Below are 25886 nucleotides of genomic sequence, written 5' to 3' on the forward strand. Positions count from 1 at the left end.
GTTTTATATAAGAACAACTATGAAAGAAGTGACCCGTGTGAGAACCAAGTACCAGATCATCTTCGATGAACTCAAAAGCAATATCCTGTCCGGCACCTACAGTGTGGGCGAACAAATCCCTACGGAATCTGCGCTGCAGGAGATGTACGGCGTCAGCCGCCAGACCGTGCGGAAGGCCATTCTGGAGCTGTCCAACGAGGGGTTCCTGCGCAGCGAAAAGGGCTCGGGCACCTATGTCAGCCACCAGTTCCGGTCCAAATCCGGGAACAGCGCAGGCAAACGGACAATCGGTGTAATAACTACCTACCTCTCCGATTATATTTTCCCGTCCATTATCCGGGGCATTGAAGGCAGGCTGAATGAAGACAACTATTCGCTGCTGCTCGCCAGCACCAATAACGATGTCGCCCAGGAGAAGAAAGCGCTGGAGATGATGCTGTCCTACGGGGTAGACGGGCTGATCATTGAGCCAACCAAGAGCAACCTGTACAATCCGAACATCGCTTACTACTTGTCATTCAAGGAGCAGGACGTCCCGTTCATCATGATCAACGCTTATTATGAGGAGCTGGAGGTGCCGTTCTTCTGCCTAGATGACGTACAGTCGAGTTATCTGGCGACCCGGGAGCTGATCTCGAAGGGCCACACTCAGATCGGGATTATTGCCAAAATGGACGATCTTCAGGGCAAATACCGTATGAAGGGCTACATCAAGGCGCTCGGCGAAGCCAAGCTGCGCTTCCACCCGGAGCAGGTCCTCTCCTTCGATACCGAATCGAAGCAGGCGCTGTCGTCCAATCTGGAGCAATTCCTGACAGATAACAGAGAGGTGCTGACCGCTATCGTCTGCTATAACGATGAAGTGGGCCTGGAAGTGGTCAAGATGTGCCGTGAGCTGGGGATTTCGATTCCGGGGGAGCTGTCCATTATCGGGCAAGACAATTCCTATATCGCCAAGAATGCAGGGATCAAGCTGACGACGCTGACCCACCCGCAGGAGAGAATGGGCCGTGACGCCGCCGAATGGGTCATTAAGAAGCTTCAGGGTAAAAAAGACCTGAAGAACAGCAACTACTATCTGCCAGAGCTGGTAGAGGGGGAGACGGTGCGGGTGCTGGAGCCGGCTCCAGTAGAATAGGAAGTCCGCCCGGGAATATGCAGACAAAAGACAAACAGCCCTGACCGCTTCATGACCGTTACAGGCCGTGAAGCGGCAGGGCTGTTCTTATTCAATCCCGCTGAACCGGCTCAATGTTTAGTCCAGCAGAGTAGAGATGCTTATGCTTTCAATCTTAGCGCCCTTGACGTGGAACAGCATATAATCCACATAGTTGCTTGGGGCAAACCGGAAGTCATCCTCTTCCTCAGGTGCACCGTCTCCGGTCAGCTTGCCTTCGGGATAGGCTTTTTTGAGCGTATCCAGGCTGTCTCCGACCTTGATATTACGGACCGTAGTGTACTTCGGATCGGTGATCTTCATGCTGAAGATGTAGAACTGCTTGCCGTCACCCGAATCAATGGTCTTAATCTCAAGGCCCGGGAAGGTATACGTATTCTCTGTTCTGCCGATCAGGGTATCCATGTTCTTACCGTCATCCAAGGAATAAGTGTGCGATTTCTTCGCCGTTGCCTTGCCCAGCATACTCTCCAGCTTAGCATCATCCACAATGTCGGAGAGGGCAATGGTCTGGTCCTTATAGACAAAAGCCAGCTCCTTCAGAATCACATTCCCTTCCTTCTCGATGGTTCCCTCCTTGATCGCCTCTGAGCTGCCCGCTGAAGCCGCAGGGGTTGTCTCGGCCGTAGCAGCTTCAGTCGCCGCAGGCTCAGCAGCCGGGGTAGCCGAAGCCTCCGGTGCCGCCGTGGCCACCGCTTCAGCTGTAGGTTCTGCCGAAGGGGTGGCCGCCGGAGCGGCCGAATCGGACTGGCATCCGGCCAGAAGTGTCATTAATAATACTGCGGGCAGCAGCAGCGCTGCCGGTTTTTTAAATGTTCCCATAAGTAATCCCTCCATGGATGTACGCGATGAACGCGTTGTTTGTTTGGTATGAGGTTAGTATACGAAAAGCATTTATTAGTGTAATAACAGAGTTGTATCATTCTTGTAACGTCAACTAAGCGGCAGATGGATGGAGACGGTGGTTCCCGCGCCGAGCTGGCTCTCTATATCCAGGTGCCCGCCGAACTTCTCGGCGATCTCCTTACAGATGGATAACCCCAGCCCCGTTCCGCCTGCCGCGCTGGCATTCCTTGCCCGGTAGAACCGTTCCTGTACACGGGTAAGTTCATCCGCACTGATTCCAATCCCCTGATCGCTGATCTGTACAATGGCTTCCTGCTCACGGACCGAAGTTTCAATACTTACCCGGGTACGGGGACCGGAGTATTTAATCGCGTTGTCCAGCACATTCGCGATGGCATGGGACATCAGCACCTGATTGACATTGACGAAGGCCGGCGGCCCCTGCCGGATCGTAAGCTCTATCCCCTTACTGTCAGCCTTGGTCCTCAATCCAGCGGCTACCCCCGCAGCCAGCTGCGCCAGGTCCGTCTTCTCAGCATCGATGCCATCCTGCCCTGCCTTATCGAAGCGCGACAGCATGAGCAGCTCATTGACCAGCCGGGTCAGGCGGTCCGATTCATTCACCAGATGGAAGTAGATCCGCTGCAGCTCCTCATCCTCGTCCTCACCTTCGTACAAATATTGAGAGAATCCCTTGATAGCAGCAAGCGGCGTCTTCAGCTCATGCGATACGTTCGAGACAAACTGCTTCTGATACTGGATATAATCACTGAGCTGAATACCCATCCGGTTCAGGCCCGCAGCCAGCATGCCCAGCTCATCCTTCCTGTTCAGGTGAACCTCCCGGAACTGCTGCCTGGAGAAGCTCTCTGTGGCGCCAAGCAGGTATTTGATCGGCTTCGTCGTATTGCGGGCGATGAACAGACTGGAGAGCGCAATCAGAATAATGAATCCTCCCGCACCGGCGAACAGGATATACCTGATCTGGTCCATCATCGTATAGAAATAAGAGACATCCTCCACGAACTCGTACACATAGCTGTTCTGATAATACTTGTCTTGGATCGGAACCGCGAAGTACAGCAGGTGATCCTCAGAGACCGTGTATGCATAATTGCCCTTAAGGGCGTTCTGGATATTCCCGGGAAAAATGACGGGGGTCTTGTTATTAATCACAATTCCGTCAACTGCGAGTCCCAGCAGCTTCTGGCTGCTGTCGTAGATCCGCACCTCCTTGACGGAGGCTTTTAACGTCTCCAGCGCGCTTCTCGCCACCTCCTCCATTTGCCCCGCATCTACCTCCTGTTCGTGTCTGGAGAGCACTTCGCGGAAGGACATCTCGCCCAGATCGGCCTTCTCCATCATTTGCTTCTCAATGGTTACGAAGCTGAAATAGTCAATCGCCTTATTCACCGAAATAATGATAACGGCAAAGGACAGCACCGAGAACAGCAAATACATTAGCACCAGCCGGGTCGCGTATTTCAGGCGGAGCCACCTCCCAGCTGATAACCGAAGCCGTAGACGGTGCGGATATATTTCGGATTCTCGGCATCATCCTCCAGCTTCTTTCTTAAGCGCATGATCGTCATATCCACGCTGCGGCTGTCGCCCATGAAGTCATAGCCCCAGACGATCTCCAGCAGCTCATCCCGGGTATAGATTTTGTCCGGGCGCTTCAGCAGGGTCTCCAGAATCCGGAATTCCTTGGCTGTCAGAGCCACCGGAACGCCGCCTTTTTGCACCACCCGGGTCTCCAGATCGAAGGTCAGCTCCTCATGAGTGATCCGGGTATCTTCACCATCTGTCGGCATGCCGCTGTTCTGGGCTCTTCGGAGCACCACCTTGATCCGCGCCAGCAACTCCCGGTTATCGAACGGCTTGGTCATGTAATCCTCAGCCCCCAGCTCAAGCCCCAGCACCTTATCGATAATCTCATTCTTGGCCGACAGCATAATGACGGGAACCGCCTGCCGCTTGGTGATTTCCTTACACAGGTCATAGCCGGAGCAATCGGGCAGCATCAGATCCAGTACCACCAGATCCGGCTGAAAAGCATCCAGGGCCATAAGTCCTGCACTTCCGTTCTCCGCTGTCCGCACCTCATAATTCTCTCTGCGGAGCACAAGCTCGATCAGATCTCTAAGAGCCGCTTCATCGTCGATTACGAGAATTTTGTTCATCCGATCCCTCCTCCTATACTTAATATTAACACCGGCAAAGGACGTTAATCTCCCCGCAGCGCAGATCACCTGTTTCACCGCTTTCCAAAAATAAACCTTCGCAGATGGTTCACCTTGCCCGCTTCTCAACATACCTTGAATAAACCAACTAGAAAGGGGACAAATCAATGTATCTGCTCTGGGTAATCATCGTAGGGGGACTCATCGGCTGGCTAAGCGGCAATCTAATCGGGCGTGATGTTCCGGGAGGCGTACTGGGCAATGTAATCGCCGGGTTCATCGGTTCCTGGCTGGGCTCCGAGCTGCTTGGTCCAAGAGGCCCTGTAGTAGGTGGCTTCCACATTGTTCCGGCCATTATCGGCTCCATCGTTGCGCTATTGATCTTCTTTGCCCTGGCCCGCGGCGGCGCCTTCCGGCGTCGTTAATCCTTCCTGCCGGCTGCTGCAAAGTCAACACAGAGCCCCTCCTGTTCAACCAGGCAGGGGCTCTGCCATGTCATCCTTACAGAATCCTTAGAATCTGCCCTTAGAGTATAGGGAGAGAAAGGATGATATACTATGCAGGAACATATTCTGGAAATACAGGATCTATGCAAAAGCTTCAAACGCCAGACAGCCGTAAACAACGTATCGTTAACTGTTGCACGTAATTCGGTCTACGGGCTGCTCGGTCCGAACGGTGCAGGCAAATCGACCCTGCTCAAAATGATTACCGGCATGCTGCGGCCCGATTCCGGGACAATCCGCTTCCAGGGCCAGGAATGGACCCGGAAGGACTTAAGCCGGATCGGCGTATTAATTGAAGCACCTCCGCTGTACGATAATCTGACCGCCCGGGAGAATCTGAAGGTACGCACGCTGGCCCTCGGACTGCCGCAGTCGCGTATCGAAGAGGTACTTGCCGTTGTCGATCTGACCGCAACCGGGAAGAAGCGGGCCGGACAATTCTCCATGGGGATGAAGCAGAGGCTCGGCATCGCGATTGCCCTGCTGAACCAGCCGGAGCTGCTGATTCTGGACGAGCCGACGAACGGGCTGGACCCGATCGGGATTCAGGAGCTGCGGGAGCTGATCCGCTCCTTCCCGGAGCAGGGAATCACCGTCATCTTGTCCAGCCACCTGCTCTCCGAGGTGGAGCAGACAGCCGACCATATTGGCATCATCGCGGGCGGCGTACTGGGCTATCAAGGTCCAATCTCCCCGGACCAGGACCTGGAGGCGTTGTTCATGCAGGTCGCTGCGGCCCACCGGAGGGACGGTGCGGTTCATGCTTAATGTCATACAGGCCGAACGCCTGAAATGGCGGCGGACCTTCATTCCCAAGCTGACTTGGCTTGCCCCGGCGGTTGCGCTTCTGCTGTGTGCGGTGCTCATGGGCGGCAGCCTGTTCCAGAGCGGCTCCTACAACTGGTGGTACACCCTGTTCCTGCCCGGAGCGCTGAGCCTGATCTGTTCGCTGGCACTGCAGAAAGATGCCAAGCTGAAATACCGCAGCCTGCTGGCCCTGCCCTTTACACCGGGTACGCTCTGGACCAGCAAAATCCTTGCCTGCACCGGTTGGCTGCTCACTACTCTAGCTGTGTTCCTGACCGGCGTGACCGCCGGGGGCCTGCTGTTCGGCCAATCGATTCCGCTGCTGAGCAGCCTGGCGGGCAGCGCACTGATCTTCCTGACCTTCCTGTGGCAGATTCCGCTGTGCCTGTTCCTGGCTGCCCGGCTCGGATTATTCGCAGCCATCCTGCTGAACCTGTTCGGTACTATTCTAGGTGTAGTTCAATTCGACAAGGGCGGCTTATGGGATTACATTCCTTATACAATTACCGCAAGGCTCATGTGTCCGGTGCTGTCCATCCTGCCGAACGGCCTGCCGGTCCCGGCGGACAGCCCGCTGCGCAGCACAGATATGATTCTTCCCGGTACGCTGGTCTCCCTCGGATGGTTCGCCCTCCTGTTCCTGCTGACCACCTTATGGTTCCGTAGACAGGAGGCGAAGTAGCATGAATACACTGCCGGGTCTGCTCAGGGCCGATCTGCTCAAAATGCGGCGCACCCCGTTTCTCCTGACCCATCTGCTGACTCCGCTGATCGGGGCTGCCCTATTCATGGCTTACTACTCCATTTCCTCTGCCAGCGAAGGGGTTAAGGTGATGGCGTTCATGCAGGCGGTCGCCTGTGCGTTTCCTACCCTCATCGGGCTGCTCTGTGCGATGGCAGCGGAGCAGGAGGCTGCCGCCGGAGGATTCCAGGGAATGCTGGCCTTGCCTGCGGCAAGAAGCACAACCTATGCAAGCAAGCTGCTGCTCCTGCTGGGCTCCAGCCTGGGGGCTGTCCTGCTGATCTTTGTCCTGTTCAGCCTGGGCTTTGCCGGAATGCTGGGGCAGGACCGGCACGGCATACTCTTTTATCTGACCGGGGCCGTGATCCTGTTCGCAAGCAACATCCTGCTCTATCTGATTCACTTCGCTGTCAGCCTGCGGTTCGGCCGGGGCGTCTCCATCGGCATAGGAATCACGGGGAGCCTGCTCGCCGCCCTGATGCTGACTGGTCTTGGCGATATCCTGTGGCCGTATATCCCCTTCGCCTGGGGCGGACGTTTCCTCTCCCTGCTGGAGATTCAGCATTCGGGACTCCGGCTGCCCCGGGCTGAAACGGGACTGGCCACCGGCATATCCATCTGTACAGGAGCAACAATAGCCGCTGGCCTCCTCAGTATGTTATGGTTCAACAAATGGGAGGGCCGCTCTACTGATAACTAGCCTCCTAATCTGCAAATGAAGGAAACAATGACTATGGCCAAAATACTTGTGGTAGACGACGAACCCGCTATCCTCTCCCTGATTCATAACGCGCTGAGCACAGACCAGCATCTGGTGACCGCCATTTCCAATCCGGCGGAGATGCACAGCACCGATCTGGGGGCATATGATTTGATTCTGCTGGATGTGATGATGCCGGGAGTGGATGGCTTCACGCTCTGCCGGGAGATCCGCAGCGCAGTAGATTGCCCGATCCTGTTCCTGACGGCCAAAACACAGGAGACGGACCTGATGTACGGACTCGGACTGGGGGCGGATGACTATATTACGAAGCCCTTCGGCATCGGCGCGCTGCGCGCGCGGATTCAGGCCCATCTCCGGCGGGAAGGCCGGGAGCGGCGCAATATGCTGTACCTGGACCCCGTGCGCCTGAACCTCTCCGGTAAGGAGCTGTATATACGCGAGAATAAGGTTCCGCTGACCAAAAGCGAATATGAAATCTGCGAATTCCTGGCCCGCCACCGCGGACAGGTCTTCTCCAAAGACCATATCTATGAAGGAGTCTTCGGGATGGACGGGGACAGTGACAGCAGTGCGATTACCGAGCATATCAAGAATATCCGCGCTAAGCTGGCCCGGCACGGGCTGGAGGCCATAGAAACCATCTGGGGGATCGGATACAAGTGGAAGCTGTGAAACAACGTAAAGCCGTGCGTCTGCGCACTTTTTTCCTAAAATACCTGCTGCTGCTTAGTCTGGGCACCATTCTGCTGCTGGGAGGACTGCTCGGTGTATTCGCGCTGGCGTTCGCCCGGGGGGCGCTGCTGCCTGCCAACTATGAGGAGAAGGCAATTGCCCAGTTCAAGCAGCAGTTAGCTGCTGATGTAACAGATACGGTTCCCCGGGTCCCGGACCGGCTGAATTACACCGTATTCACCTTGGACGGGAAGCCGCTGGCCGGCAACCTGACGGCTAAGGAGGCGGAGCAAGCCTGGAGAATAATCCGGGAGGGGAACAACAGAAGCGCCTACTACTATACCACCGCCGAGCATGGGCAGGAGCTATGGATCTTCCGCTATGTCCTGACACCGCAGTATGCTTCTCCAGTGCTGCGCAGCGCGCTGCCGAATCCCCAGCTCCTGGGCCCCTTGCTCTTCGTGCTCGGGTTCCTGGTGATGGCCGCCCTGCTCGCGGCCCGGTTCGGCCGGAAGCTCTCGGAGCGGATGGCCGGACTGCAGGAAGCGACCGAGAACATCCGGCGCGAGAATCTGGAGTTCGCCGTCCATCCCAGCGGCATTGTGGAGATTGATGAGGTACTGGGCTCGCTGGACCGGATGAAGGATGCCCTGCAGACTTCACTGGAGAAGCAGTGGGAGCTGGAGCGCTCCCGCAGAGAGCAGATCTCCGCGCTGGCCCACGACATCAAGACGCCGCTGACCATTATCCGGGGCAACGCCGAGCTGCTGCAGGAGATTGTAGAGACGGAGCCGCAGCGTGAATACAGCGGCTATATCCGCCGCAGCGCTGAAGACATTGAAGCCTTCGTGCAGGAAGTCATTGATCTGTCCAACCAGCAGGCCGGCTCCTCCCGCCAGAAGGCGCTGGTCCCGGCAGCAGAGATCATAGCTGAGCTGGAGCTGCAGATGAATGCCCTCAAGGCAGGCAGGAACCTGAAGACCTCTATCCGGCAGGAGAAGCTGCCGGAATACCTGTTCATTCACAAGGAGCTGCTGCTGCGGGGCATGATTAACGTGATTACCAATGCCGCCGAGCATACCCCGCCCGGGGGCAGCATTGCCCTGCTTGTCCAGAGCGGGCCGGATGCGGTTCAGTTCACGGTTACCGACACCGGCAGCGGCTTCTCGGCGGCCGACCTCCGGGAGGCCACCAGCCAGTTCTACCGGGGCGACCCGAGCCGCAGCTCCGGGAATCATCACGGAATGGGGCTCTATATTGCACGCTCTGTGGCCGAGCAGCACGGAGGCAGCCTAAGCCTAAGCAATGTCTCCCCTTCCGGGGGCGGGAAGGTGACGATGCGCATTGCCACGCCTGAGTAGCAGCACATCCAGCTCGTGGCTGAATTCCATTGTTCTTAATATTGCTCTTCCTGCGTTCATTGATGGTTCCTCCTAATTAAAAATTCAGGCTTCTCCCCAGTTCCGCTGATACAAGCGGCGGGAGGGTGTGTGTTCCGTATGCTCTGTGTACAGGTTGGTCGCGGTTATAAGCGCAGCCACCTTGTCCAGGAAGACCGCCTTCGGCAACTCCTGGCCGAGAATCACCTCGTAGACCTGCTGCAACTCGGCCAGGGTGAATTGCTCAGGCATTAAGAGCAGCGCGATTCCGGTTCTTTCCGTCTCCTGACGCAGCCGTTCAATGGCATAGGCAATGATCTTGGCGTGATCAAAAGCAAGTCCGTCATTGGACAAGACGGCATATTGCACCGATCTGGCCGACGGTGTCACCGTCACCGTCTGTTCGATCACTGCTGCCAGCTCCTGCCCGCCCGCTTCCAGCCGAAGCTCATAGGTACATGTGCGGATGCAGCCTTGCTCCAGCAGCTCTTTGTGCTCCTGCCGGAGCTGGTAGCGTACCTTGAACCAGGCCGCAGCCTCGGCATCATCCCCTGCCTCTAATTGGCTACGGCGGCTGTCGACCAGCGCCATATAACTGCTGCTGATCACCCAGGTGCGGGGATCGCGCCCGGGGTCTGAGAAGGTGTGCAGCTGCTCCAGATAGACACCGGCCACGCCGGTCTCCTCCTCCAGCTCTCGCGCGGCCGCCTGATCTGTGGTCTCGTCCGGCTGGACGAAGCCGCCCGGCAGTGCCCACTTCCCGAGGCAGGGATGCCCGCCTCTGCTGATCAGCAGGAGGCGCAGCCCCTTCGCTCCAGCCCCGGGTTCCTGATCCGCCGCTGCATCCGCAACGGTGAAAATCACCATATCCGCCGCCACGGAGGGCCGCTCATAATCCCCGGCCCGGTATTGCTCCAGGAATTCACGCTCTGTAAGTCCGTTACCATCTCTCAATTCCACATTCTCCGCCTCCTCTGCCCTCTGGTTCAATGCTCCAGCTCTCCGAAATAATTCCCGTACGGCTTGAATTTTGCCAGTACACTGTCCACCTTGCTTATACGTTCCGTAAGCGTGCCCCTAAGGGTTATATAGGGAATCCGCCTCTCCTTCAGATCTGCGATAATCTGCTTGTGAAACACCTGCCGCTTCTGATCCCCGCTGCGGTCCCACGTATCGTCATACGGAATATCATCGTCGCACAGGAAGAACAGGTCATAGCGCTGCGCGTTCTCCAGGGCCAGCCGGGTCAGCAGTTCAGGTGCCTTCCCATGGTAATCCAGCGCATACATATATGTGGTAATCGCATTCGTATCGACGAATAAATACCTATTGGCGTCAAGCAGTGCCTGCTCTTCCCGCTCCAGATGCCCCACCGCGATCTCATCGAACGCCTCAAGCCCGATCCGGCGGTCCACCTGATGCTCTGTCCAGTAATCCCGCCCGTATTCACTGGCGAAGGACGTGCCGTATCTCCGGGCAAGTGCTTCGGTGATTGTAGACTTGCCGGTAGACATCGCCCCTACAAATACGACCTTGGTAATTAGATCGCGGTACACTAGCCCGCTGACATAACCCCGGTATTGGTAAGGGTCCGAGCGGACCATCGTGGCCGATACCGGAACCTGCACCCTCGCCTCATCCACCCGCCGGTCAATAGCACCCAGCGCCAGACTCATATGCTCTCCATAGAATTCACTCGAATAAAAATGGGTCACCTGCTCGCCCTTCAGCAGCCCGAGAATATACTGCTCCTCCCGGATCTCATGCTCCCTGTCATCCGAGTATCCATCGGGGCCATCCCAGGCCTCGATTACCCGGACCGCAGGATAGAGCCTGCGAATCCAGTTGGCCCGGATCTGCAGCGGTACCGGAGAGACCTTGGTCTCATAGATCACCACAATCAGCTCGTCAACCTCCCGCAGCGCCGTCTCGAACATGAACTGGTGCCCTTTATGCAGCGGGGCGAACTTCCCGAGTGTTAATCCAAGTGTTTTCATGACAGCGCCTCCCTAGCCCCTTTGTTCCAGTTGTAGTAGCCGTAGACCGCATTGATCAGATAGGCGCTCCACATAACAATCATCAGCAGACCCTCCCCGCTGCCTTCCAGCGTCCGGATCACCCAGAGCAGCACGGTGAACATATTCAGCACAATATAGACCAGCCACTGCTCCTTGAAACGGCGCACCATCAGCATCGTTGCCACTACCGATAACACGGTAGTCAGGGCATCGATGTAAGGTGAATTCTGCGCGGGAATGAACGATAAGCCGAAGCCCAGCAGCAGCGCTCCCGCCACACAGACTGCAACGGTGAGCAGGATGCCCCTCGTTTCCATTTGGCGCATGGACAGCTTGCCGCCGTGCATGTTTCTTTTCCACATATAGAAGCCTACAATGTTCATCGGCACAAAAAATAGCAGATTCAGCATAACCTCGCCGAATAATCCGTTGATATAGGCCAAATAAGCATATCCGAACGTATTATACATCCCGAATCCATAGCTCGCCAGCTTCCCCTTCGCCGTCAGCACCACGCATAGTACCCCGGTGATGAAGACCGTGAACCCGAAGAGCGAATCCTTGGACATCACCGTAAAAGTAACAGCGATCAGCGTAAATATCACCAGCCAGGCGAGTTCAAACCCGCTCCAGTTGCCGGGTGCCTTCTTCATGCTCATCCCTCCGCCTCTCTGTATCCTGAGAAATTGATTACTTAATAACTTATTGATAATTACATTTTGTTAATATCAAAATAACAGAATTTATGGCTGAATGCAAGCCCGATTTTCCACAACTTCGGCCCTATTTGTCGTCCTCATACTTTTATTCCATTTGTTGTTGCCTAAACCTCTTTATGCAAATACGATAGATTTATATACTCCAATATCTTACATATTCTCCACCCTATTAGCGAACATATAAGGAGGAACGGCAGCAATGTTCAGGACAAGGATCATGAAACGGAGCTTCACTCTGTTTGTCATTCTGGTATTAGTATTATCGTCTCTTCAGCTCAAGCCAGCTTTAGCACAGGAAGACACGGGCGGGAAGCAGGAAACAACTTACACAGGAGAGGGTTATGAGGTAACCTACACGATTTCCTCCAAGTGGGAAGGCGCCTTTAACGCAGATGTTACGATCAGGAATACGGGTAACCAGACGCTAGAGAACTGGAGTATTGATTTTACATCCCCTTATGAAATTACGAATATCTGGAACGGACAAGTACAGGCCTACGAGAACGGAGTTTATACCATCAAGAATACAGGCAGCAATCAGGACATTCCGGTGGGTGGCAGTGTGAATTTCGGCTTCACGGCTTCTTTTGAAGGAGAGCTGCTGCTACCGGCGTCATTTGATATGCACAACACCGGACAGATCGTACCGGGCGCGCAATACGAGACAAGCTTCACAGTGACAAATGATTGGGGAAGCGCTTTTAACGGCGAAATTACCATTAAGAATACATCGCAGTCAGCCATTGAGGATTGGACGCTGGAGTTCGATTATGACGGGAACCTGGACCGGTTCTGGACGGCTGAAATTACCGGGTATACTGGCAATCATTACGTCATACATAATGCGGGCTATAATGCCAACATTCAGCCGGGCGAGATACTGATCCTAGGCTTCTCCGGGAACCCGGGAAATGTTGTAAGTGCGCCTTCGGGCTATCAGCTAACGCAGATCTCAACCGGGGAAAAATCCCCGGAGCCTGAGCCGGGCAGGGTCTCCGTGCAGCTTGAAACGTACAGTCTCCAGCTTCAGAACAGTCCGGACGGAGACTATTACTTCCTGACCTCCAAGATGGACAAGCTGACGGGAACGCTGGGAGGAGTATCACAGGTCAAGGCCTTCAATTATGAGATTACGGACAAAAACAAAGCAGTCCTCCAGCAAGGGACGATCCCTGTAAGTACAGCATGGTCTGCGGAAGGAATCGGACTTGGCATCGGATACAATCTGCTGAAGCTGAGCGCACAAGTTCAAGATGGGACTGAAGTGACCAAAGAGTATATTATCGTGAACTTCGACGAGAACAATCTGGATAACCTCGGGATTGACCGGGAGAAGGACAGCGATAATGACGGCATCAGCGATTACTATGAGGAGCATTATGGCCTCTCCGCTACCAGCAAGGATACTGATGGTGACGGCTTAAGTGACCGGGATGAGCTGCTCGTGCTGAAGCTGAATCCACTTGAAACGGACAGTGATAAGAATGGGATCGCTGACGGTGATGAGGACTACGATAAAGATGGATTAACCAACCTGGAGGAGCTGATGCTGGGCACCAGCCTCAGCAGCGAGGACAGTGACGGCGATGGTCTTACGGACGGCGAAGAGGTTCATACGCACAAGACCGATCCCCTGAAGGCCGACACCGATGGCGACGGACTCTCTGACGCGTGGGAACTCCAGATCGGAAGCGACCCGCTTGTGCCTGAGACGAAGTTCACAAGAACAATGAAGGCAGAGGATGTCGGGGGCAAGGCTGTTCCAACTGTAACTGTAGAAGGGATCACTGCGGAGCAGGTAGACAGCTTATCTGTTCAGCCGGTCCAGGACGGCATTCTTAGTGATACAACTATTCCCGGATATATTGATCAAGGCTATAATTTCTCCATCGACGGAAGCTTTGAGAAGGCCACAATCTCCTTTGAGTTTGACAAAATTTTACTGAGTCAGGCAGGCTTTGTGCCGCGAATCTACTATTACAATGAGGAGTCGCAGCTGTTCGAAGAGCTACCGGATCAGCAGGTGGCCGGGAATATGATCTCGGTCCAGACGGTTCATTTCTCCAAATACATTCTGTTAAACAAGACAGTATACGACCAGGTCTGGTTATATAAGTTCCTGTATGATGAGGGACAGGAGCATTATGCGGGGATGGATATTGCCTTCGTCATCGATTCATCGGGCAGTATGTCAGATAATGACCGAAGCAATGTGAGAATCAGCGTAACCAGACAGTTCGTCAATCTGCTGACGGACAGTGACCGCGGGGCTATTGTTGATTTTGACGACTCTGCCAAGGTGTTATCCGGCTTCACTTCAGACAAGACCGTGCTGAGTCAGGCTGCGGGGCGGATTGATGCGAACGGCGGAACGACTCTGAGCAGCGGGATTTCCAGTGCAATTAATCTGTTCGCCACCACCAGCAGAGCGGATGTTCTGAAGTACATTATTATGCTTACTGACGGGGAGGGCTCTTATGATACCGCACTAACCAAACGGGCTGCCGATCAGGGTATTGTGATTTATACGGTAGGCCTGGGCAGCAGCATTTCTACGAGTGTCCTGACCAGCATGGCCCAAGGCACCGGCGGCAGCTATTATCATGCAAGTAATGCCAGCCAATTGTATGGGATCTTCGATACCATTGCCGAGACTTCCGACCTGTACAAGGATACAGACCAGGATGGCATCAGCGATTATCATGAGAAGGAGATGCAGGCCGGAAGACTGCGTGTCGGTACTGGCGGTGCGGCGGTCAGGTTGAACTATCTGGATGCGGACAGTGACAACGACGGGCTTAAGGACGGGCAAGAGATCCACATTGTCAAAGCCGGCGACAAGGTCTACGCTTATTTGTACTCCAATCCCAACCTGGCCGATACGGACGGCGACGGCTTGAACGATGCGGTGGACAGCAGAAGACTGATTCCAGATGTGGAGCAGGCATTAATCCTTCAATCGAATCACAGGGAAGGGATTCTGAAGACTGCTGCGCAGGGAACGTCCCCAGTCTCCGATGACCTGACGTTCAATGACTATACGTATTTTGAATTACTCAAGCTGGGCCCGGTATTCTCGGTGGCCAGAATTACTTCCGAGCCCATGATCTGGGGCGAGATGGCCCTCCTGTTCGTTGTCGGCACAATAGGTGCAACGGATGATATGAAACTCGTTCTTGGCGATCTGATCTCAACGTTCAAGTACAGCAAAACCATTAATGAAGGAACCTCGGTAACCCTTGGTGACACCTTCGATACCAGCAAATATATTAAGTATCATAACAGCAAGCTGGATAATGCCGTCATCTCGGACGCCAGCACCCAGAGTTATGTACAATTAATCCGTAATTTCGTGGTGCAGGAGCTGCGCAGTAATCATGGCGATCTGTCCAGGCTGAGATTTGACCCGAACGGAAGCCAGAATGTGGTGAATAGTTACGTGAATCAATTCTCGACCAGCCCGTATCCGGTATTTACGGAGAAGAGCAATTTGGCGTTATCTCTGGCCATCCATGCCTTCCATGGTCATAATATTACCATTAAGGACTTCAACAACAACGGAGGTAAATTCAGCGGCAAGCTGGTGTTCCATTTCTATGATCATTTCGGCCTGGATGCTGATGATGAGATCAATAATCCGGGATTTGTGGACTGGTTCACTTTGCAGCACTACGAACGGTTCAACGGCAAATATGTACCGTTCATTACAACGATTGACTACGAGCTGCCTTTTAGCGGCTCCGTGTATTAATTTCAATCCAATCTAGGCAGGTGAAGCTATTGAGCGTCAGGACACGAGTCTTACTTGGCATTACAGTTATACTGATGCTTGCGGGAATAGGCTCCATCATCGGCTACGATTCCTCCAAGGCAAAATATAAACTATTCCGAGAGCATCGCGCACAGTTTGATGCTGTGAAGACGGAGGCCCTACTGCTGATGGACAGCCTGGATGAACGGAGTGATGTCGGGAATACCTTTATCTACTCCAATAATGGTAATACCACCTCTCCGTTTCATGACAGTGTGAATACAGAAATGCAAGACAAGATCGCGCAGATCGCTGCATGGTCCGGAGACAGCCTGGACTTCGTGCGCTACAGCAGGCAGGACGGGAAGCCGCTCCTCCGGTTCATATTCGACTGGGAAAGGGAGCATGGTCCCACCTATCATATCGTGTATTGTGCAAGTCAGAGCATGGTGGAGCAGGCCTATGCCGCAGAGCCGGTTAAGTATAAGCTGACTCCGCTGGCCGACGGCTGGTACGGAATCGAGATAGAATAGGTACCGTCCTAACAGGTGAAGGATGCTGGTGCTTTTCTCGTCGTCCGCTTGTAAGGAGCAGGATTGTTGCAGGATTTCTCTTATTCAAAGAACTAACAAAAGAAAGGGGTGTCCCACGCCGTATCATGGCTGAGACACCCCTTTCTTTTTTGAATAAACCGGTTGCCCGCTCTGCTCACACCACATATTCGGCCATAATCTGCTCAATGTGGTATGGAGTCACTCCCTGAACCACCGAGAATACGGTATCGGCCTGCTGCGGTGAAGCGGCCAGTTCGCCGCGGGCTTTGGCGTGAAGCGTGAACAGTTCATACAGATCGGGCTTTCGGAGCGAGGTCATCGCCTTGCCGATGATTACCATCCCCTTCTGGTTCCCCTCCACGTTATTCACATGGAACGGATCTCTGGTCAGGGACAGGTCTGTCCAGATCACGGTCCGCTCCGCCAGATCGAGTATCACAGGAATGGCGATTTGGGTATCCGCCGTGACATCAATCTTGTTCGACACTGTGGCTGGCTCATAGATTTCACCAGACCCTGGCTTCTTCCGCATCATCCAGCCCGTGAAGCACTCCGGCAGATTGCAGTACGGCTGTCCAGTGAAAGAATGGAGGGTAGCCACCACATACCTTCCGCCATACTCAACAATAGAAGGAATATGCAGATCAATGAACTCACTGGCCCCGCAGGGCGCCGTTACAATATCCCCGCTATGGGCTGCATGATATTGTGCCGAGCGCAGATTGGTATAAGAGATATGCTCTACGTACTTCCAGTTCTGATCATACATCACGGCGGACAGGTCAATATCTACGCGGCCTGTGGATGAACCGTCCACCTTCCCTTCCTTCCACCAGCAGAAGAAGCGGATCGTGTTCCCTTCGGCCATCGGAATCCGGCTTCCCCGTACCAGAGTATGCAGCGCTTTACTGGCCGATCTCTGGGAGAACGGCACAAGATAATTCTTCAGGCGCTCGTCAACATATACCTTCCCCAGGGAAGGCTGTGCAGAGAAGCGCGCAACCAGCGTCTGCTCGCAGAGATCCACAATATCCCGGCAGGCTTCTTCACTGATCTCTGGCAGGGTATTAGGGGTGGCCCAGGCTTTGGCGACATTTCCCTTGGGGAAAAACACCCTCAACTCCGGCAGCTCCCGCTGGCGCTCAAAGTAGTTCTTCACCTGTAGCAGCACCGGGGTCGATACCTGATCGGCCACTTCGCCGAAGGCCATCACGACATACTCAGGCTCCCGGGTCATCCGCAGCAGCTTCGCCAATCTTCGTGCGAATTCACCCGGACGCTTCGCCAGCAGATCCAGCGCCGTCCACATCTGGTGATACTGAAGGGCCAGCTCCACACTTCCGTTAAAGGTCGTGAAGGCTTTTTTGTTACGCAGGATATCAAAAGCTTCCTCACAGCGCTTATACCGCAGCCTGTATTCAGATGGATGCAGGATCTCGCCGAGACGAATCCAGCGCTCCCTGTACCTAAGCATATCCTCCGTGATCGGCTGACACCGTTCCAAGAGCCCCAGCAGCAGCCGGCGTTCACTACGCTTGAACTTGCGGAAACGGGTGGGCAAGGCCAGACTAACATCGCCCCCCGACCAGGCCACCGCCAGCCGCAGCACATCGGTTGCCGTCTTGAAGTAAGGGCTTATTCTCGCCACATCCGCCTTACCATGCTTAAGCAGCGACGACGCCACATAACCGGCATTCTCCTTGAACGGGATCTCCTGCGGCAGGAGTTCATCCAGCTCTTCGTTGGCTGTATTCGCAATCACAGCATCGATATCCTTCTGATCCTCTGCCGAGATCGAGCCTCTGGCCTCCATCAGCTGGCGGATTAGGGTCCGGAACTCCGTGATGCTGCCCAGGTCAATGACCTTCAGCGTGGCTTTCTCCTGAAGCGGTTCTCTCTGCACAGGCTCAGCACCCGGCACTTCCCAAGTGTAGTAATGGAACATCGCATTGAAATACAGCTCCGCTTCGTCCTCCTGCATGACCTGCTCCGGGAACCCCGGATACATCGGTGCATAATGCACATGCGCGCCAACCATCCGTCTTATATCTGCAATCAGCGGATAGTACAGCTGCTCGAAGGCCTCGCGGGGCAGCCTCTGGACCGCCCGGAGCAAGGCAGGCGACAGGGTATACCCGAGCCCCTGCAGATTGCGGAGAGCTGCGGCCAAGTACCCCTTCGGGAGCTGTTTCGTGTCAGCAGCGTCAGGTGTGTGTTTCAGCATCATTTTGCCTGCTCTACGCAGGTAAATTCGGTTTATTTTCATAGTAAAAGTGTCCAGGAGAGCCGTATCCCTACTCGGTTTCAGTCCATGGGTAGAAGGAAGGAATACAATAGCCTGGACGCCTCCTCTCTGGATAAGCATCCTTCAGGAGAGCTGCGGCTCTAATTCATCCAATTGAGTAGAAGGAAGAACCGCAATAGCCTGAAGATCTCCCGGCGATCTTGCCGCCGTTTGATGAATCCATCATCGCACACGGTCCAGCAGGCCAACAGGGCGGAAGTATTACGACAGAGGGAAATTTTAACTTATAGCTCGTCCCGCCTCTTATCGCACCCTATATTTTTGTTTTCCTTAAGAATATGTTATCATTTTTAATGTAAGTTAAATTTTAAATGTTTAGGAGGGATACCTGATGAAAAAGAGATCTATTCAACATCTGTCTGCTGGAATCGGGTATTCGACTGCTGTTTTTTTCTAGAATTCATGTAGACGGGATAGGTCTGTCCAATATGAAGTAATACTATAAAAAACAGCCCATTTAAAAGGAGACTTATAAGCAATGAGCCTAAATAACAATGTCATTCAAAGATATAATCCGGAAAATATAGCAAAACCGGTTGGAAGCTACAGCCATGTCACTAAGATCAGCAGAGACGCTGAAATGTATGTCTTTTCCGGTCAAATCGGGATCGATCAGAACAATAATATCCCCGCAGAATTCAACCAGCAAGTGACCCATACGATGAGCAATATTGTTGACATTCTGTCCTCTCAAGGACTAACCCCGGATCATGTGATTAAAATCAACATCTGGGCCACGGAGGAAATCGATTGGGATCATTTCTATTCCATCTGGAATAAGGTGTTCGGCCCCACGCCTCCCTCCATGACGGTGGCCTATATCCAAGGCTTAGGCCTGCCTGAGCTGAAGATTGAACTGGATGTTTGGGCCGCTGGTTAGAGCGTAGAGTAAATTAATACACCCAAAACAAGCCCTAGAAGTATTCTAGAGGCTTGTTTTGGGTTTTATTTTTTTACCCATGAATTATGATAAGGTTCAGCATATCATGACAAAAGCAAAACTCAATTGTTAGAAGAGAACAATTCCATGCATCCACTCCTTATCCAATTGTCCCTATTCAATCTTTACTTGTCCTAATTCTTTCCGTTAAAACCTGTCCATCCTTGGTTATCATATGTATCTAATGTCCTTATTCTGTCCTTATTCCGTCCTTAATTGTCTCTATTCCCGATTTAATACATACCTAGCGCCCATTCCATGACCTATAACTTTAACTCCATCTGTCACAAGGTCTTTTATAACTCGCTGAACCTGTTTACTGGTTAGACCTGTCATCTGCCTAATCTCTCTATTCGTTAGCTCTCGCTCCCGCAAGATTGATAGTAACCGAATCTTAATAGCTTCTTTATCCAAGCTCTGTTGTCGCTCATACGTCATGTTACCTTTCAGATGCTCATATGCCGTTCTGGTTAGAGTGTAGTAGCGTCCTCTCCCACGACCGACAGATTCAATTAGATTCATGTTGTGTGCAAGTCTACTAAGCAATTCCCTTGCTTGCTCCAGACTTCTTTGTGTGACTAGAGCAGCATTATGCGTATCAATATCTTCATGCCGCATCAAGTACTGAATAATCAGAAGATGATCGACATCAACAAGCTGATTACTTTCAGTCACTTTATTAATCAAGTTCATAAAACCAGTATTTAAAGGGGAAGCTGTGAATGTTAGTTCGATATGGTTTCCCACTTCCCTGTATATCGGTGGCTCCTTACCCTCAACTAATAGAGAGCGGTAAATGCGGGAGACACCCAGATTAGAACGGTTAACGAGTTTTAAGCGATCCAACAAGTCCATCAGATGATTATTTCTAGCTACTGGAGGATGATGGAGAATATTTAGAGGGGTTATTCCGCCTATGAACTGGCCAGGATTAGTTATGATTAGCTTATCTCGATAATGTTTAAGCATCACTGCACCTATCATTCTAAAATCGCGATGACCGAACGCATTTAGCAACGCTTCACGTAGTGCAATTCGAGGGTAAGTGCTGAACTCTGGATGCACTAATCCAGATTCGATTGTCACCATTGGATTGTCCACAGCTATAAAACGTTCTAATTCGTGTAATGCAATAGGTATTGCTTGCGTTCCATCGTCACGATGGGAGTAGTCTGTATCACTCATCATCTTGCGGTAGGACCAACGATATTCAGGTACTAGACGAGCAATTGCATCAGGCCTTCCAACAAGGAGAATTGCGCCTTTTGTAAGGTGATTTCCTTTCAATGCTCCGATTGAGCTAAGTAAATCCTCATCATTTAAATCTTTTAGTCCATCAGGCGCTCTTTCAGCAGACATCATTTCTCTTATCCGTTCGACTGCAGATGGAGATATGTTATCTTTCCAGTCTTCGTAAACAATCTCTGCAGTTAAATCCACTTGACCTGTTGTCTCAACCAGTTGTCTTCTTAAAGTACCTGTGAATGGAATACAATCTTTTCCTTGTCTAATTGTTGCAGCGCCGTCTGTTAAGGTGTATGGGGGTATACCGGGATACACATGCATCAGAAGAATTCTCCCTGTACCTTCAAAGATTCGGATCTCTTCAAATACAGGCGTTATATGGGGTTCGCTTCTTTCGTATACACACTTCTGTAAAGTAAGCACATCCACCTCATACGGCACACCAATTAGGGCTTTACTCTTTCCTCTAACGCGATCAGCCACACCGAAGACGACTGTACCTCCACCTCCATTAGCCATACAAACTGCCATTTTCACCATAAGAGAGAGGTTATCATTTAAGCTGCGATTGCCCCATTCCTTAAAATCCAAATCCTGCCCTTCAAGATCGTCAGCGACTACAATATCCAACTGATCCAGCAAAGATATGATTTCGATCTTAGACTTCATTATCGCGCTCTCCCTTCTTTGTTAAAATGCAAATCTCGTACTGTATAGTTTTGTCATTACTATTTACGTTTAACCCAAGCTCATGCAACTCCGTCTTCTCTATCCACTCACCTTATATTGCTTTATTATCCCATATGTCTTCCATTTCTGTCCTGAATAATTTCACTTTTTACTTAATCGCAGTATGCACTTTTCTATACTGTAGAAAACAGGCCGCTATCCTTCCTCTGGATACGGCCTGTTCCTTATCTGCCTACATAGGCAGCTCTCTTAAAGAGACCTGTCTAGTCTCCTCTTGTCATCCTTACGCTGTTCATTCCAACTTCATATCACTCCGCCTTCTTCGGCGCAGGCCGCTCATACACCACAGCATAACTCTCGCTGCCCAGCAGAATCCGTTTGCCCTGGAACTCGTCATAGATGTTCACCCGCACCGTGCCGCCGTTAAGGGCCTTGTATGCTTTGTTGTTCAGCGGGAAGGACAAGAAGCCTGTGACTCCCGCACCAGCCGGTCCGTCTCCCAGAGGCAGAAGCTGCTCCGACGGCTGACCGAACGGATCGATCAGCTCGGCCACGAGCTTATGCTCATTCGCCTCAGCAACATACTGCTCACTGCGGGTTAACCGGTAGTTCATCTGTACCTCTATGGACTCCCGGTCTTCAGGCATCGTAGCGGTCACCTGGTTAACGGACAGGGAGTACGGGAACAGGTCCAGCTTCTGAAGGGACGGCTGCGGAGCAGGATTGACCGGACTCAGCCCCAGGCCCACGGTCTCGATATAAGCTGTCGGCACTGCGCCGGGTGCGGTCAGCTTGCCTTCGGCGATGCCTTCCCCGAGGAAGAGAGTTAGATCCGACGCGTTGATCTCCAGAGGAAGCTTGCTCCAGACGGTTACGAGACTCTTCTCTTTGGGGTTGAGGGCCGCGGCGGACTGCGAGATTACCGCCTCGAAATACTGATGATCCGGGGTCCGGTAATACCCCACCAGCTGCGCCGGCTGGGTCTTGCGTAATTCCTCGTTGGTCATCACCAGTTCAGTATAGACCAGCTTGGAATCCGTGCCGGGATAGATCCGGGTCTGCCGCTCCAGAATCTCTGCCTTCTTGTCGGTCAGCTCCAGGCGGAACGGTTCCCCGGCTGCTACGGTTCTTAAAATATTCTCCACTTGGCTGGTGAACAGCGTAAGGAAATTCGCCTGGGTCTCTTCCGAAGAATACTGGAGGATCACCTTCAGCTTCGTCAGTTGATAAGAATAGGGAAGGTTCCCCGTAATGTACAGAACCGCTGTCTCCTGCGGGGCCAATTGGCTCTTGGAGCCTTCGATCACCATCTGCGCACTGCCGCTGATATCTAGATCCCCCGCCTTCAGAAGCGCTGTAAGGGCCGGAAGCTGCACATTCGTGGACCCTGAGTTGCGGAGGCTGATCTTAGTCACGACCTGATCGCGGTCCAACCATGGCAGGCGTTCCACCGATTCCAGCTTCACTACAAAGGTACCCAGACTGTTCTGCACGGGGTACTCAGTCGCCAGCAGATGATTCGGCTGTAAGGAGTAGGGAATCTGATAGTAAGCCGCCGGGAAGGCGATCCGGCCCTCTTCTGCCGGCTCGTTCATCTGTAGCTGGAGCACTCCCTGATTAAGCTTCAGGGGCAGCTCTGCGCTGAGCTCGACCACCCGCTCTTCCAGCGGCTTCAGACTGAGACCGGCCAGTGCCTTATTGCTGACCGGATAGCTGTACCCTTCGGCAGTCGTCAGGCTGAAGGGGTAGGCCGGAATCGTCACCGCTTGGTTGCCTGTGTTGCGCACCCGGAATTTCAGGCTCCATTTCGCCAGATGATCCTCCGAATACACCGCCGCGCTTGCGAGCTGTGTCTCAATTGTATAGTTAGCAATCTTAAGCTTCGCGACGGCATTAGCGGGTACGGTGAAGTTGGGCGACTGTGCAGCAGGCAGCTTATACTCAGCCACTGGCAGGTTCAGCTGCAGCTCGCTGTCTTCCTGGACGAATTGCAGGGACATATTGTCCGTCTTCGTATAGGAGGGGATGTCCGCCAAATACTGCACGGTCCGTTTCTCCTTGGGCTGAATCTGGTAATCGGCAGGAGCGGCATTCAGTTCAAATCTGGAGCCTCCCGAGGATATCAGATATCCCTTCAGGCCCGTGTCCTTAAGCACCTTGGTACCCGAATTGGCGAAGCTGATGCCCACCCTGGCATACACTTTTCCGTTAGCCTTAACGATCTGCAGGCTCTCGGCCTTACTGATCACCGGCATACCCGCCAGGACCAGCTTCTTGCTCTGCCCTCTGGCGGTGGCTACCGAGTAGGAACCTGGAATCGTGAACATCCCCAGCTTCTTCTGGTAATTCGCCTGGCTGAAATCCCAGCCGAATAAGGCGATGCGGACTCCGGTTATTTTGGCAGCCTTACCCGCATTGACATAATACGTGACCGACTGGCTGCTATTAGCCGGAATAGATTTGACGGCAGCACTGCCCGTCACCGGCTTGCCTTGAATAACTGCGCCGCTTGAGGTAGTAACCTTGGAGAAATAATCAATCAGGCTCACGTTGCTGTTACTCCCGTTGACGTAATTCAGGGTGTACGTAATCATATTCCCGCTCTCCTGGGGCTGAAGGGCAGCGTCCAGCAGCTTCACGCTCACCCCGCTCTTCAATGAGACCGCCCCCAGTCCCTCCAGCGTGGACCCGGCGGCTGTAGCCGCCTTTCCCGCTGAAGGCCCGGCCGCCGCATAGGCTCCGAAGGCGATGGACTGGCTGAGAACCGCCAGGCTTAGCATGGCGACAGCATATTTTCTAGTGGTATGATTCATAATTCTCTCCTCCCTTAACTTCGCTTAAGCTTGCGGCAGCCGGACCTCGAACCTCGTCCGCAGCTCATTGCTCTCTACAGACAGGCTCCCGTCATGCTGCTCTACAATATTGCGTGCAATGAACAGTCCCAGGCCGGTCCCGCCCTCCTGATGTGTCCGTGCCCGGTCCCCCGAGTAATACATCTCGAAGATATGCGGCTGCTCCTCCGGCGGAATGGGATTTCCGTAATTGATGACCTCAACCGCTACTGAACCTGAATCAGGGCGGCTGTTAATATCCACATAACCGCCTTCCTGCCCGTAACGGGCGGCGTTAGTCAGCAGATTGCCTAATACGCGTACCAGCAGATCCCCGTCCCCGTAGATCATTAGGCCAGGAGTCACATTCAGCCGGGAGGTCAGGCCATTGCGCTCGAATACCGGGTACATCTCCTCGTTCAATTGCCGCAGCAATTCGGTAATATCCAGATATGTCTTCACCACAGGCAGTGTGCCATGGTTCATCCTGGTGATCTCGAACAGCTCGTCAATCAGCTTCTCCAGCCGCTGGGACTTGGTGAAGGCAATCGTCGCATAATGCCGGATCGTCTCCACTGGTAATTGCTCATCCCTCAGAATCAGATCCAAATATCCGAGAACGGACGTCAGCGGTGTACGCAGATCATGCGCCAGATTGACGACTAGCTGGTCCTTGCTGCTCTCGGCGAAATCACCTCTTTGTACCGCCTCCTGCAGCTTGGCTCCGGCCACATTCAGATCCTCTGCGATGGCGCTGAACTCATCCCTTGAGGCAATCCGCACCTGATTCTGGAAATCTCCGCCCGCCAGATGATGAATCCCCTTGGAAATCTCGTTAAGGTAGCGGATGTACGGCTTGGTGAACATGAAGAATAAGATCAGCATGATTGGAATGAACAGCATCAGAGACACATTGAAGTCTCCGATCCTGTAGATGAACCGGCGGATTTCCGCCTCCGGGTCCTCCCACTTCACCCCGGCGTAATAGAGCTGAAGCAGCTTGAAGATACCGTAGGTGATCCCGGCGGAGAGCAGCATGCTTACGCCCAGTAACTGAACCAGTCTGGTTCTGAAGCCCCGGCTTCTCTTAGGCATTGAACGTGTACCCAACACCCCAGATGGTCTTGATGAACTGTTCCTTGTTCTGATCCTCCCCCAGCTTCCTGCGCAGGGTGCGGATATGTACCATCACTGTATTCCCGCTCTCATAGTACGCCTCGCCCCACACCTGCTGAAATATGCTCTCTGCACTGAACACCTGCTTCGGGTGGCTCGCCAGCAGATGGAGGATGTCGAATTCCTTCGGCGTAAGGTCAATCTCTTCTCCATACAGTGTAACGGTGTGCTGGTCAGGGGAGATGATCAGCCCGCCCAGCTCCAGAACCGAAGTCAGAGGGGCACCCTTAGGCTGGCTGAACTGCAGGGAGCGCCGCAACTGGGAATTGACCCGGGCCAGCAGCTCCATTGGATTGAACGGCTTGATCATATAATCGTCCGCGCCCATGACAAGACCGGTAATCTTATCGAAGTCAGAAGTCTTGGCACTGAGGAAAATAATCGGAAGATTATGCTTCACCCGCACCTGACGGGTGACCTCGTATCCGTCCAGCTTCGGCATCATAATATCCAGGATGGCCAGATCAATGGATTGGGACTGAATAGCCTGCACGGCCGCTTGACCGTCGAATACCTGAATGCAGTGATACCCTTCCTTCTCCAGGTGCAGGGCAATCAGGCCGGCAATCTCTTTCTCGTCCTCTGCGATCAGAATAGTAACTCGCTTCATACCGGGACCCT

Annotated in this window: 21 protein-coding genes; 10 read left to right on the forward strand and 11 right to left on the reverse strand. The window is 53.3% G+C overall.

Translation table 11 applies throughout. From position 1 onward, the window contains the following. Positions 1 to 37 precede the first annotated feature (37 nt). A complete protein-coding gene (locus MKY86_RS30705; RefSeq protein WP_076080807.1) occupies positions 38 to 1138 on the forward strand; it encodes a GntR family transcriptional regulator in 1101 nt (366 codons plus the stop codon). Between the two features lie 117 nt (positions 1139 to 1255). Here the strand turns inward: MKY86_RS30705 and MKY86_RS30710 are convergent, their stop codons facing one another. The 3 genes from MKY86_RS30710 to MKY86_RS30720 form a co-directional block, all read right to left on the reverse strand. Beyond that, entirely contained in the window at positions 1256 to 1999 is a 744-nt protein-coding gene (locus MKY86_RS30710; protein WP_076080741.1) for a hypothetical protein, read from the reverse strand. Positions 2000 to 2110: 111 nt separating this feature from the next. Beyond that, positions 2111 to 3484 (reverse strand): sensor histidine kinase, encoded by a 1374-nt coding sequence (locus MKY86_RS30715; protein ID WP_340827694.1) that lies wholly within the window; start codon positions 3482 to 3484, stop codon positions 2111 to 2113. Positions 3485 to 3507: 23 nt separating this feature from the next. Then, positions 3508 to 4206 (reverse strand): response regulator transcription factor, encoded by a 699-nt coding sequence (locus MKY86_RS30720; RefSeq protein WP_076080739.1) that lies wholly within the window; start codon positions 4204 to 4206, stop codon positions 3508 to 3510. A 167-nt stretch (positions 4207 to 4373) separates the two neighbouring features. Between MKY86_RS30720 and MKY86_RS30725 the strand changes: the two genes are divergently transcribed. From MKY86_RS30725 to MKY86_RS30750, 6 genes are all read left to right on the forward strand, one after another. Continuing rightward, on the forward strand, positions 4374 to 4631 hold the full coding sequence (locus MKY86_RS30725) for a GlsB/YeaQ/YmgE family stress response membrane protein (RefSeq protein WP_036722871.1): 258 nt from the start codon (positions 4374 to 4376) through the stop codon (positions 4629 to 4631). 132 nt (positions 4632 to 4763) lie between these two features. Then, positions 4764 to 5480, forward strand: coding sequence for a lantibiotic protection ABC transporter ATP-binding protein (locus MKY86_RS30730; protein ID WP_036722872.1), 717 nt, complete (start codon positions 4764 to 4766; stop codon positions 5478 to 5480). Beyond that, on the forward strand, positions 5473 to 6201 hold the full coding sequence (locus tag MKY86_RS30735; RefSeq protein ID WP_076080737.1) for a lantibiotic immunity ABC transporter MutE/EpiE family permease subunit: 729 nt from the start codon (positions 5473 to 5475) through the stop codon (positions 6199 to 6201). The genes MKY86_RS30730 and MKY86_RS30735 overlap by 8 nt, the downstream gene beginning before the upstream one ends. Position 6202: 1 nt before the next feature. Next, positions 6203 to 6961: a lantibiotic immunity ABC transporter MutG family permease subunit gene (locus MKY86_RS30740; RefSeq protein WP_076080735.1), complete on the forward strand. Its 759-nt coding sequence runs from the start codon at positions 6203 to 6205 to the stop codon at positions 6959 to 6961. Between the two features lie 33 nt (positions 6962 to 6994). Then, complete coding sequence (locus MKY86_RS30745; protein WP_076080733.1) at positions 6995 to 7657, forward strand: response regulator transcription factor; 663 nt, start codon at positions 6995 to 6997, stop codon at positions 7655 to 7657. Beyond that, positions 7654 to 9018: an ATP-binding protein gene (locus MKY86_RS30750; protein WP_143803780.1), complete on the forward strand. Its 1365-nt coding sequence runs from the start codon at positions 7654 to 7656 to the stop codon at positions 9016 to 9018. The genes MKY86_RS30745 and MKY86_RS30750 overlap by 4 nt, the downstream gene beginning before the upstream one ends. An 84-nt stretch (positions 9019 to 9102) precedes the next feature. On the opposite strand, the gene MKY86_RS30755 is transcribed toward MKY86_RS30750, so the two are convergent. The 3 genes from MKY86_RS30755 to pnuC are packed head-to-tail and all read right to left on the reverse strand — an operon-like array spanning position 9103 to position 11707. Continuing rightward, a complete protein-coding gene (locus MKY86_RS30755; protein ID WP_076080803.1) occupies positions 9103 to 9996 on the reverse strand; it encodes an NUDIX domain-containing protein in 894 nt (297 codons plus the stop codon). Positions 9997 to 10022: 26 nt separating this feature from the next. Beyond that, positions 10023 to 11033 carry an AAA family ATPase gene (locus MKY86_RS30760; protein ID WP_076080729.1) on the reverse strand — a complete coding sequence of 337 codons (1011 nt, stop codon included), beginning with the start codon at positions 11031 to 11033 and terminating at the stop codon, positions 10023 to 10025. Continuing rightward, complete coding sequence (gene pnuC, locus MKY86_RS30765) at positions 11030 to 11707, reverse strand: nicotinamide riboside transporter PnuC (protein ID WP_076080727.1); 678 nt, start codon at positions 11705 to 11707, stop codon at positions 11030 to 11032. Before pnuC ends, MKY86_RS30760 begins: the two co-directional genes overlap by 4 nt. A gap of 265 nt (positions 11708 to 11972) precedes the next feature. Here pnuC and MKY86_RS30770 point away from each other — a divergent pair, with 265 nt between their 5' ends. Together MKY86_RS30770 and MKY86_RS30775 are read left to right on the forward strand one after the other, a co-directional pair. Then, positions 11973 to 15524, forward strand: a complete 3552-nt coding sequence (locus tag MKY86_RS30770) for a DUF3289 family protein (RefSeq protein WP_076080725.1) — start codon at positions 11973 to 11975, stop codon at positions 15522 to 15524. Positions 15525 to 15553: 29 nt separating this feature from the next. Further along, a complete protein-coding gene (locus tag MKY86_RS30775; protein WP_340827696.1) occupies positions 15554 to 16057 on the forward strand; it encodes a hypothetical protein in 504 nt (167 codons plus the stop codon). Positions 16058 to 16232: 175 nt separating this feature from the next. On the opposite strand, the gene MKY86_RS30780 is transcribed toward MKY86_RS30775, so the two are convergent. Then, positions 16233 to 18344, reverse strand: coding sequence for a TerD family protein (locus MKY86_RS30780; protein WP_076080801.1), 2112 nt, complete (start codon positions 18342 to 18344; stop codon positions 16233 to 16235). Between the two features lie 517 nt (positions 18345 to 18861). On the opposite strand from MKY86_RS30780, the gene MKY86_RS30785 reads away from it, so the two are divergent. Continuing rightward, positions 18862 to 19263 (forward strand): RidA family protein, encoded by a 402-nt coding sequence (locus MKY86_RS30785; RefSeq protein WP_076080721.1) that lies wholly within the window; start codon positions 18862 to 18864, stop codon positions 19261 to 19263. Positions 19264 to 19545: 282 nt separating this feature from the next. On the opposite strand, the gene MKY86_RS30790 is transcribed toward MKY86_RS30785, so the two are convergent. The 4 genes from MKY86_RS30790 to MKY86_RS30805 all read right to left on the reverse strand — a co-directional run bounded on the left by MKY86_RS30790 (position 19546) and on the right by MKY86_RS30805 (position 25875). Further along, positions 19546 to 21237, reverse strand: coding sequence for an ATP-binding protein (locus MKY86_RS30790; RefSeq protein ID WP_076080719.1), 1692 nt, complete (start codon positions 21235 to 21237; stop codon positions 19546 to 19548). Positions 21238 to 21566: 329 nt separating this feature from the next. Then, a complete protein-coding gene (locus MKY86_RS30795; RefSeq protein ID WP_076080717.1) occupies positions 21567 to 24071 on the reverse strand; it encodes a hypothetical protein in 2505 nt (834 codons plus the stop codon). A 24-nt stretch (positions 24072 to 24095) separates the two neighbouring features. Further along, positions 24096 to 25184 carry a HAMP domain-containing sensor histidine kinase gene (locus tag MKY86_RS30800; RefSeq protein ID WP_076080716.1) on the reverse strand — a complete coding sequence of 363 codons (1089 nt, stop codon included), beginning with the start codon at positions 25182 to 25184 and terminating at the stop codon, positions 24096 to 24098. Next, the gene (locus MKY86_RS30805; RefSeq protein ID WP_076080714.1) at positions 25177 to 25875 is read right to left on the reverse strand and encodes a response regulator transcription factor; all 699 of its coding nucleotides are present in this window, start codon (positions 25873 to 25875) and stop codon (positions 25177 to 25179) included. Before MKY86_RS30805 ends, MKY86_RS30800 begins: the two co-directional genes overlap by 8 nt. Positions 25876 to 25886: the final 11 nt, after the last annotated feature.

The sequence above is a fragment of the Paenibacillus sp. FSL R7-0333 genome (genome assembly GCF_038000365.1).
In the GTDB taxonomy this organism is placed as follows: domain Bacteria; phylum Bacillota; class Bacilli; order Paenibacillales; family Paenibacillaceae; genus Paenibacillus_AQ; species Paenibacillus_AQ silagei.

What these genes read in the sequence shown, in the direction of transcription:
- MKY86_RS30710 (WP_076080741.1), bottom strand. Translation starts at nt 1,999, where the DNA reads ATGGGAACATTTAAAAAACCGGCAGCGCTGCTGCTGCCCGCAGTATTA.
- MKY86_RS30715 (WP_340827694.1), bottom strand. Translation starts at nt 3,484, where the DNA reads ATGTATTTGCTGTTCTCGGTGCTGTCCTTTGCCGTTATCATTATTTCG.
- MKY86_RS30720 (WP_076080739.1), bottom strand. Translation starts at nt 4,206, where the DNA reads ATGAACAAAATTCTCGTAATCGACGATGAAGCGGCTCTTAGAGATCTG.
- MKY86_RS30725 (WP_036722871.1), top strand. Translation starts at nt 4,374, where the DNA reads ATGTATCTGCTCTGGGTAATCATCGTAGGGGGACTCATCGGCTGGCTA.
- MKY86_RS30730 (WP_036722872.1), top strand. Translation starts at nt 4,764, where the DNA reads ATGCAGGAACATATTCTGGAAATACAGGATCTATGCAAAAGCTTCAAA.
- MKY86_RS30735 (WP_076080737.1), top strand. Translation starts at nt 5,473, where the DNA reads ATGCTTAATGTCATACAGGCCGAACGCCTGAAATGGCGGCGGACCTTC.
- MKY86_RS30740 (WP_076080735.1), top strand. Translation starts at nt 6,203, where the DNA reads ATGAATACACTGCCGGGTCTGCTCAGGGCCGATCTGCTCAAAATGCGG.
- MKY86_RS30745 (WP_076080733.1), top strand. Translation starts at nt 6,995, where the DNA reads ATGGCCAAAATACTTGTGGTAGACGACGAACCCGCTATCCTCTCCCTG.
- MKY86_RS30760 (WP_076080729.1), bottom strand. Translation starts at nt 11,033, where the DNA reads ATGAAAACACTTGGATTAACACTCGGGAAGTTCGCCCCGCTGCATAAA.
- pnuC (WP_076080727.1), bottom strand. Translation starts at nt 11,707, where the DNA reads ATGAAGAAGGCACCCGGCAACTGGAGCGGGTTTGAACTCGCCTGGCTG.
- MKY86_RS30770 (WP_076080725.1), top strand. Translation starts at nt 11,973, where the DNA reads ATGTTCAGGACAAGGATCATGAAACGGAGCTTCACTCTGTTTGTCATT.
- MKY86_RS30780 (WP_076080801.1), bottom strand. Translation starts at nt 18,344, where the DNA reads ATGAAAATAAACCGAATTTACCTGCGTAGAGCAGGCAAAATGATGCTG.
- MKY86_RS30785 (WP_076080721.1), top strand. Translation starts at nt 18,862, where the DNA reads ATGAGCCTAAATAACAATGTCATTCAAAGATATAATCCGGAAAATATA.
- MKY86_RS30790 (WP_076080719.1), bottom strand. Translation starts at nt 21,237, where the DNA reads ATGAAGTCTAAGATCGAAATCATATCTTTGCTGGATCAGTTGGATATT.
- MKY86_RS30795 (WP_076080717.1), bottom strand. Translation starts at nt 24,071, where the DNA reads ATGAATCATACCACTAGAAAATATGCTGTCGCCATGCTAAGCCTGGCG.
- MKY86_RS30800 (WP_076080716.1), bottom strand. Translation starts at nt 25,184, where the DNA reads ATGCCTAAGAGAAGCCGGGGCTTCAGAACCAGACTGGTTCAGTTACTG.
- MKY86_RS30805 (WP_076080714.1), bottom strand. Translation starts at nt 25,875, where the DNA reads ATGAAGCGAGTTACTATTCTGATCGCAGAGGACGAGAAAGAGATTGCC.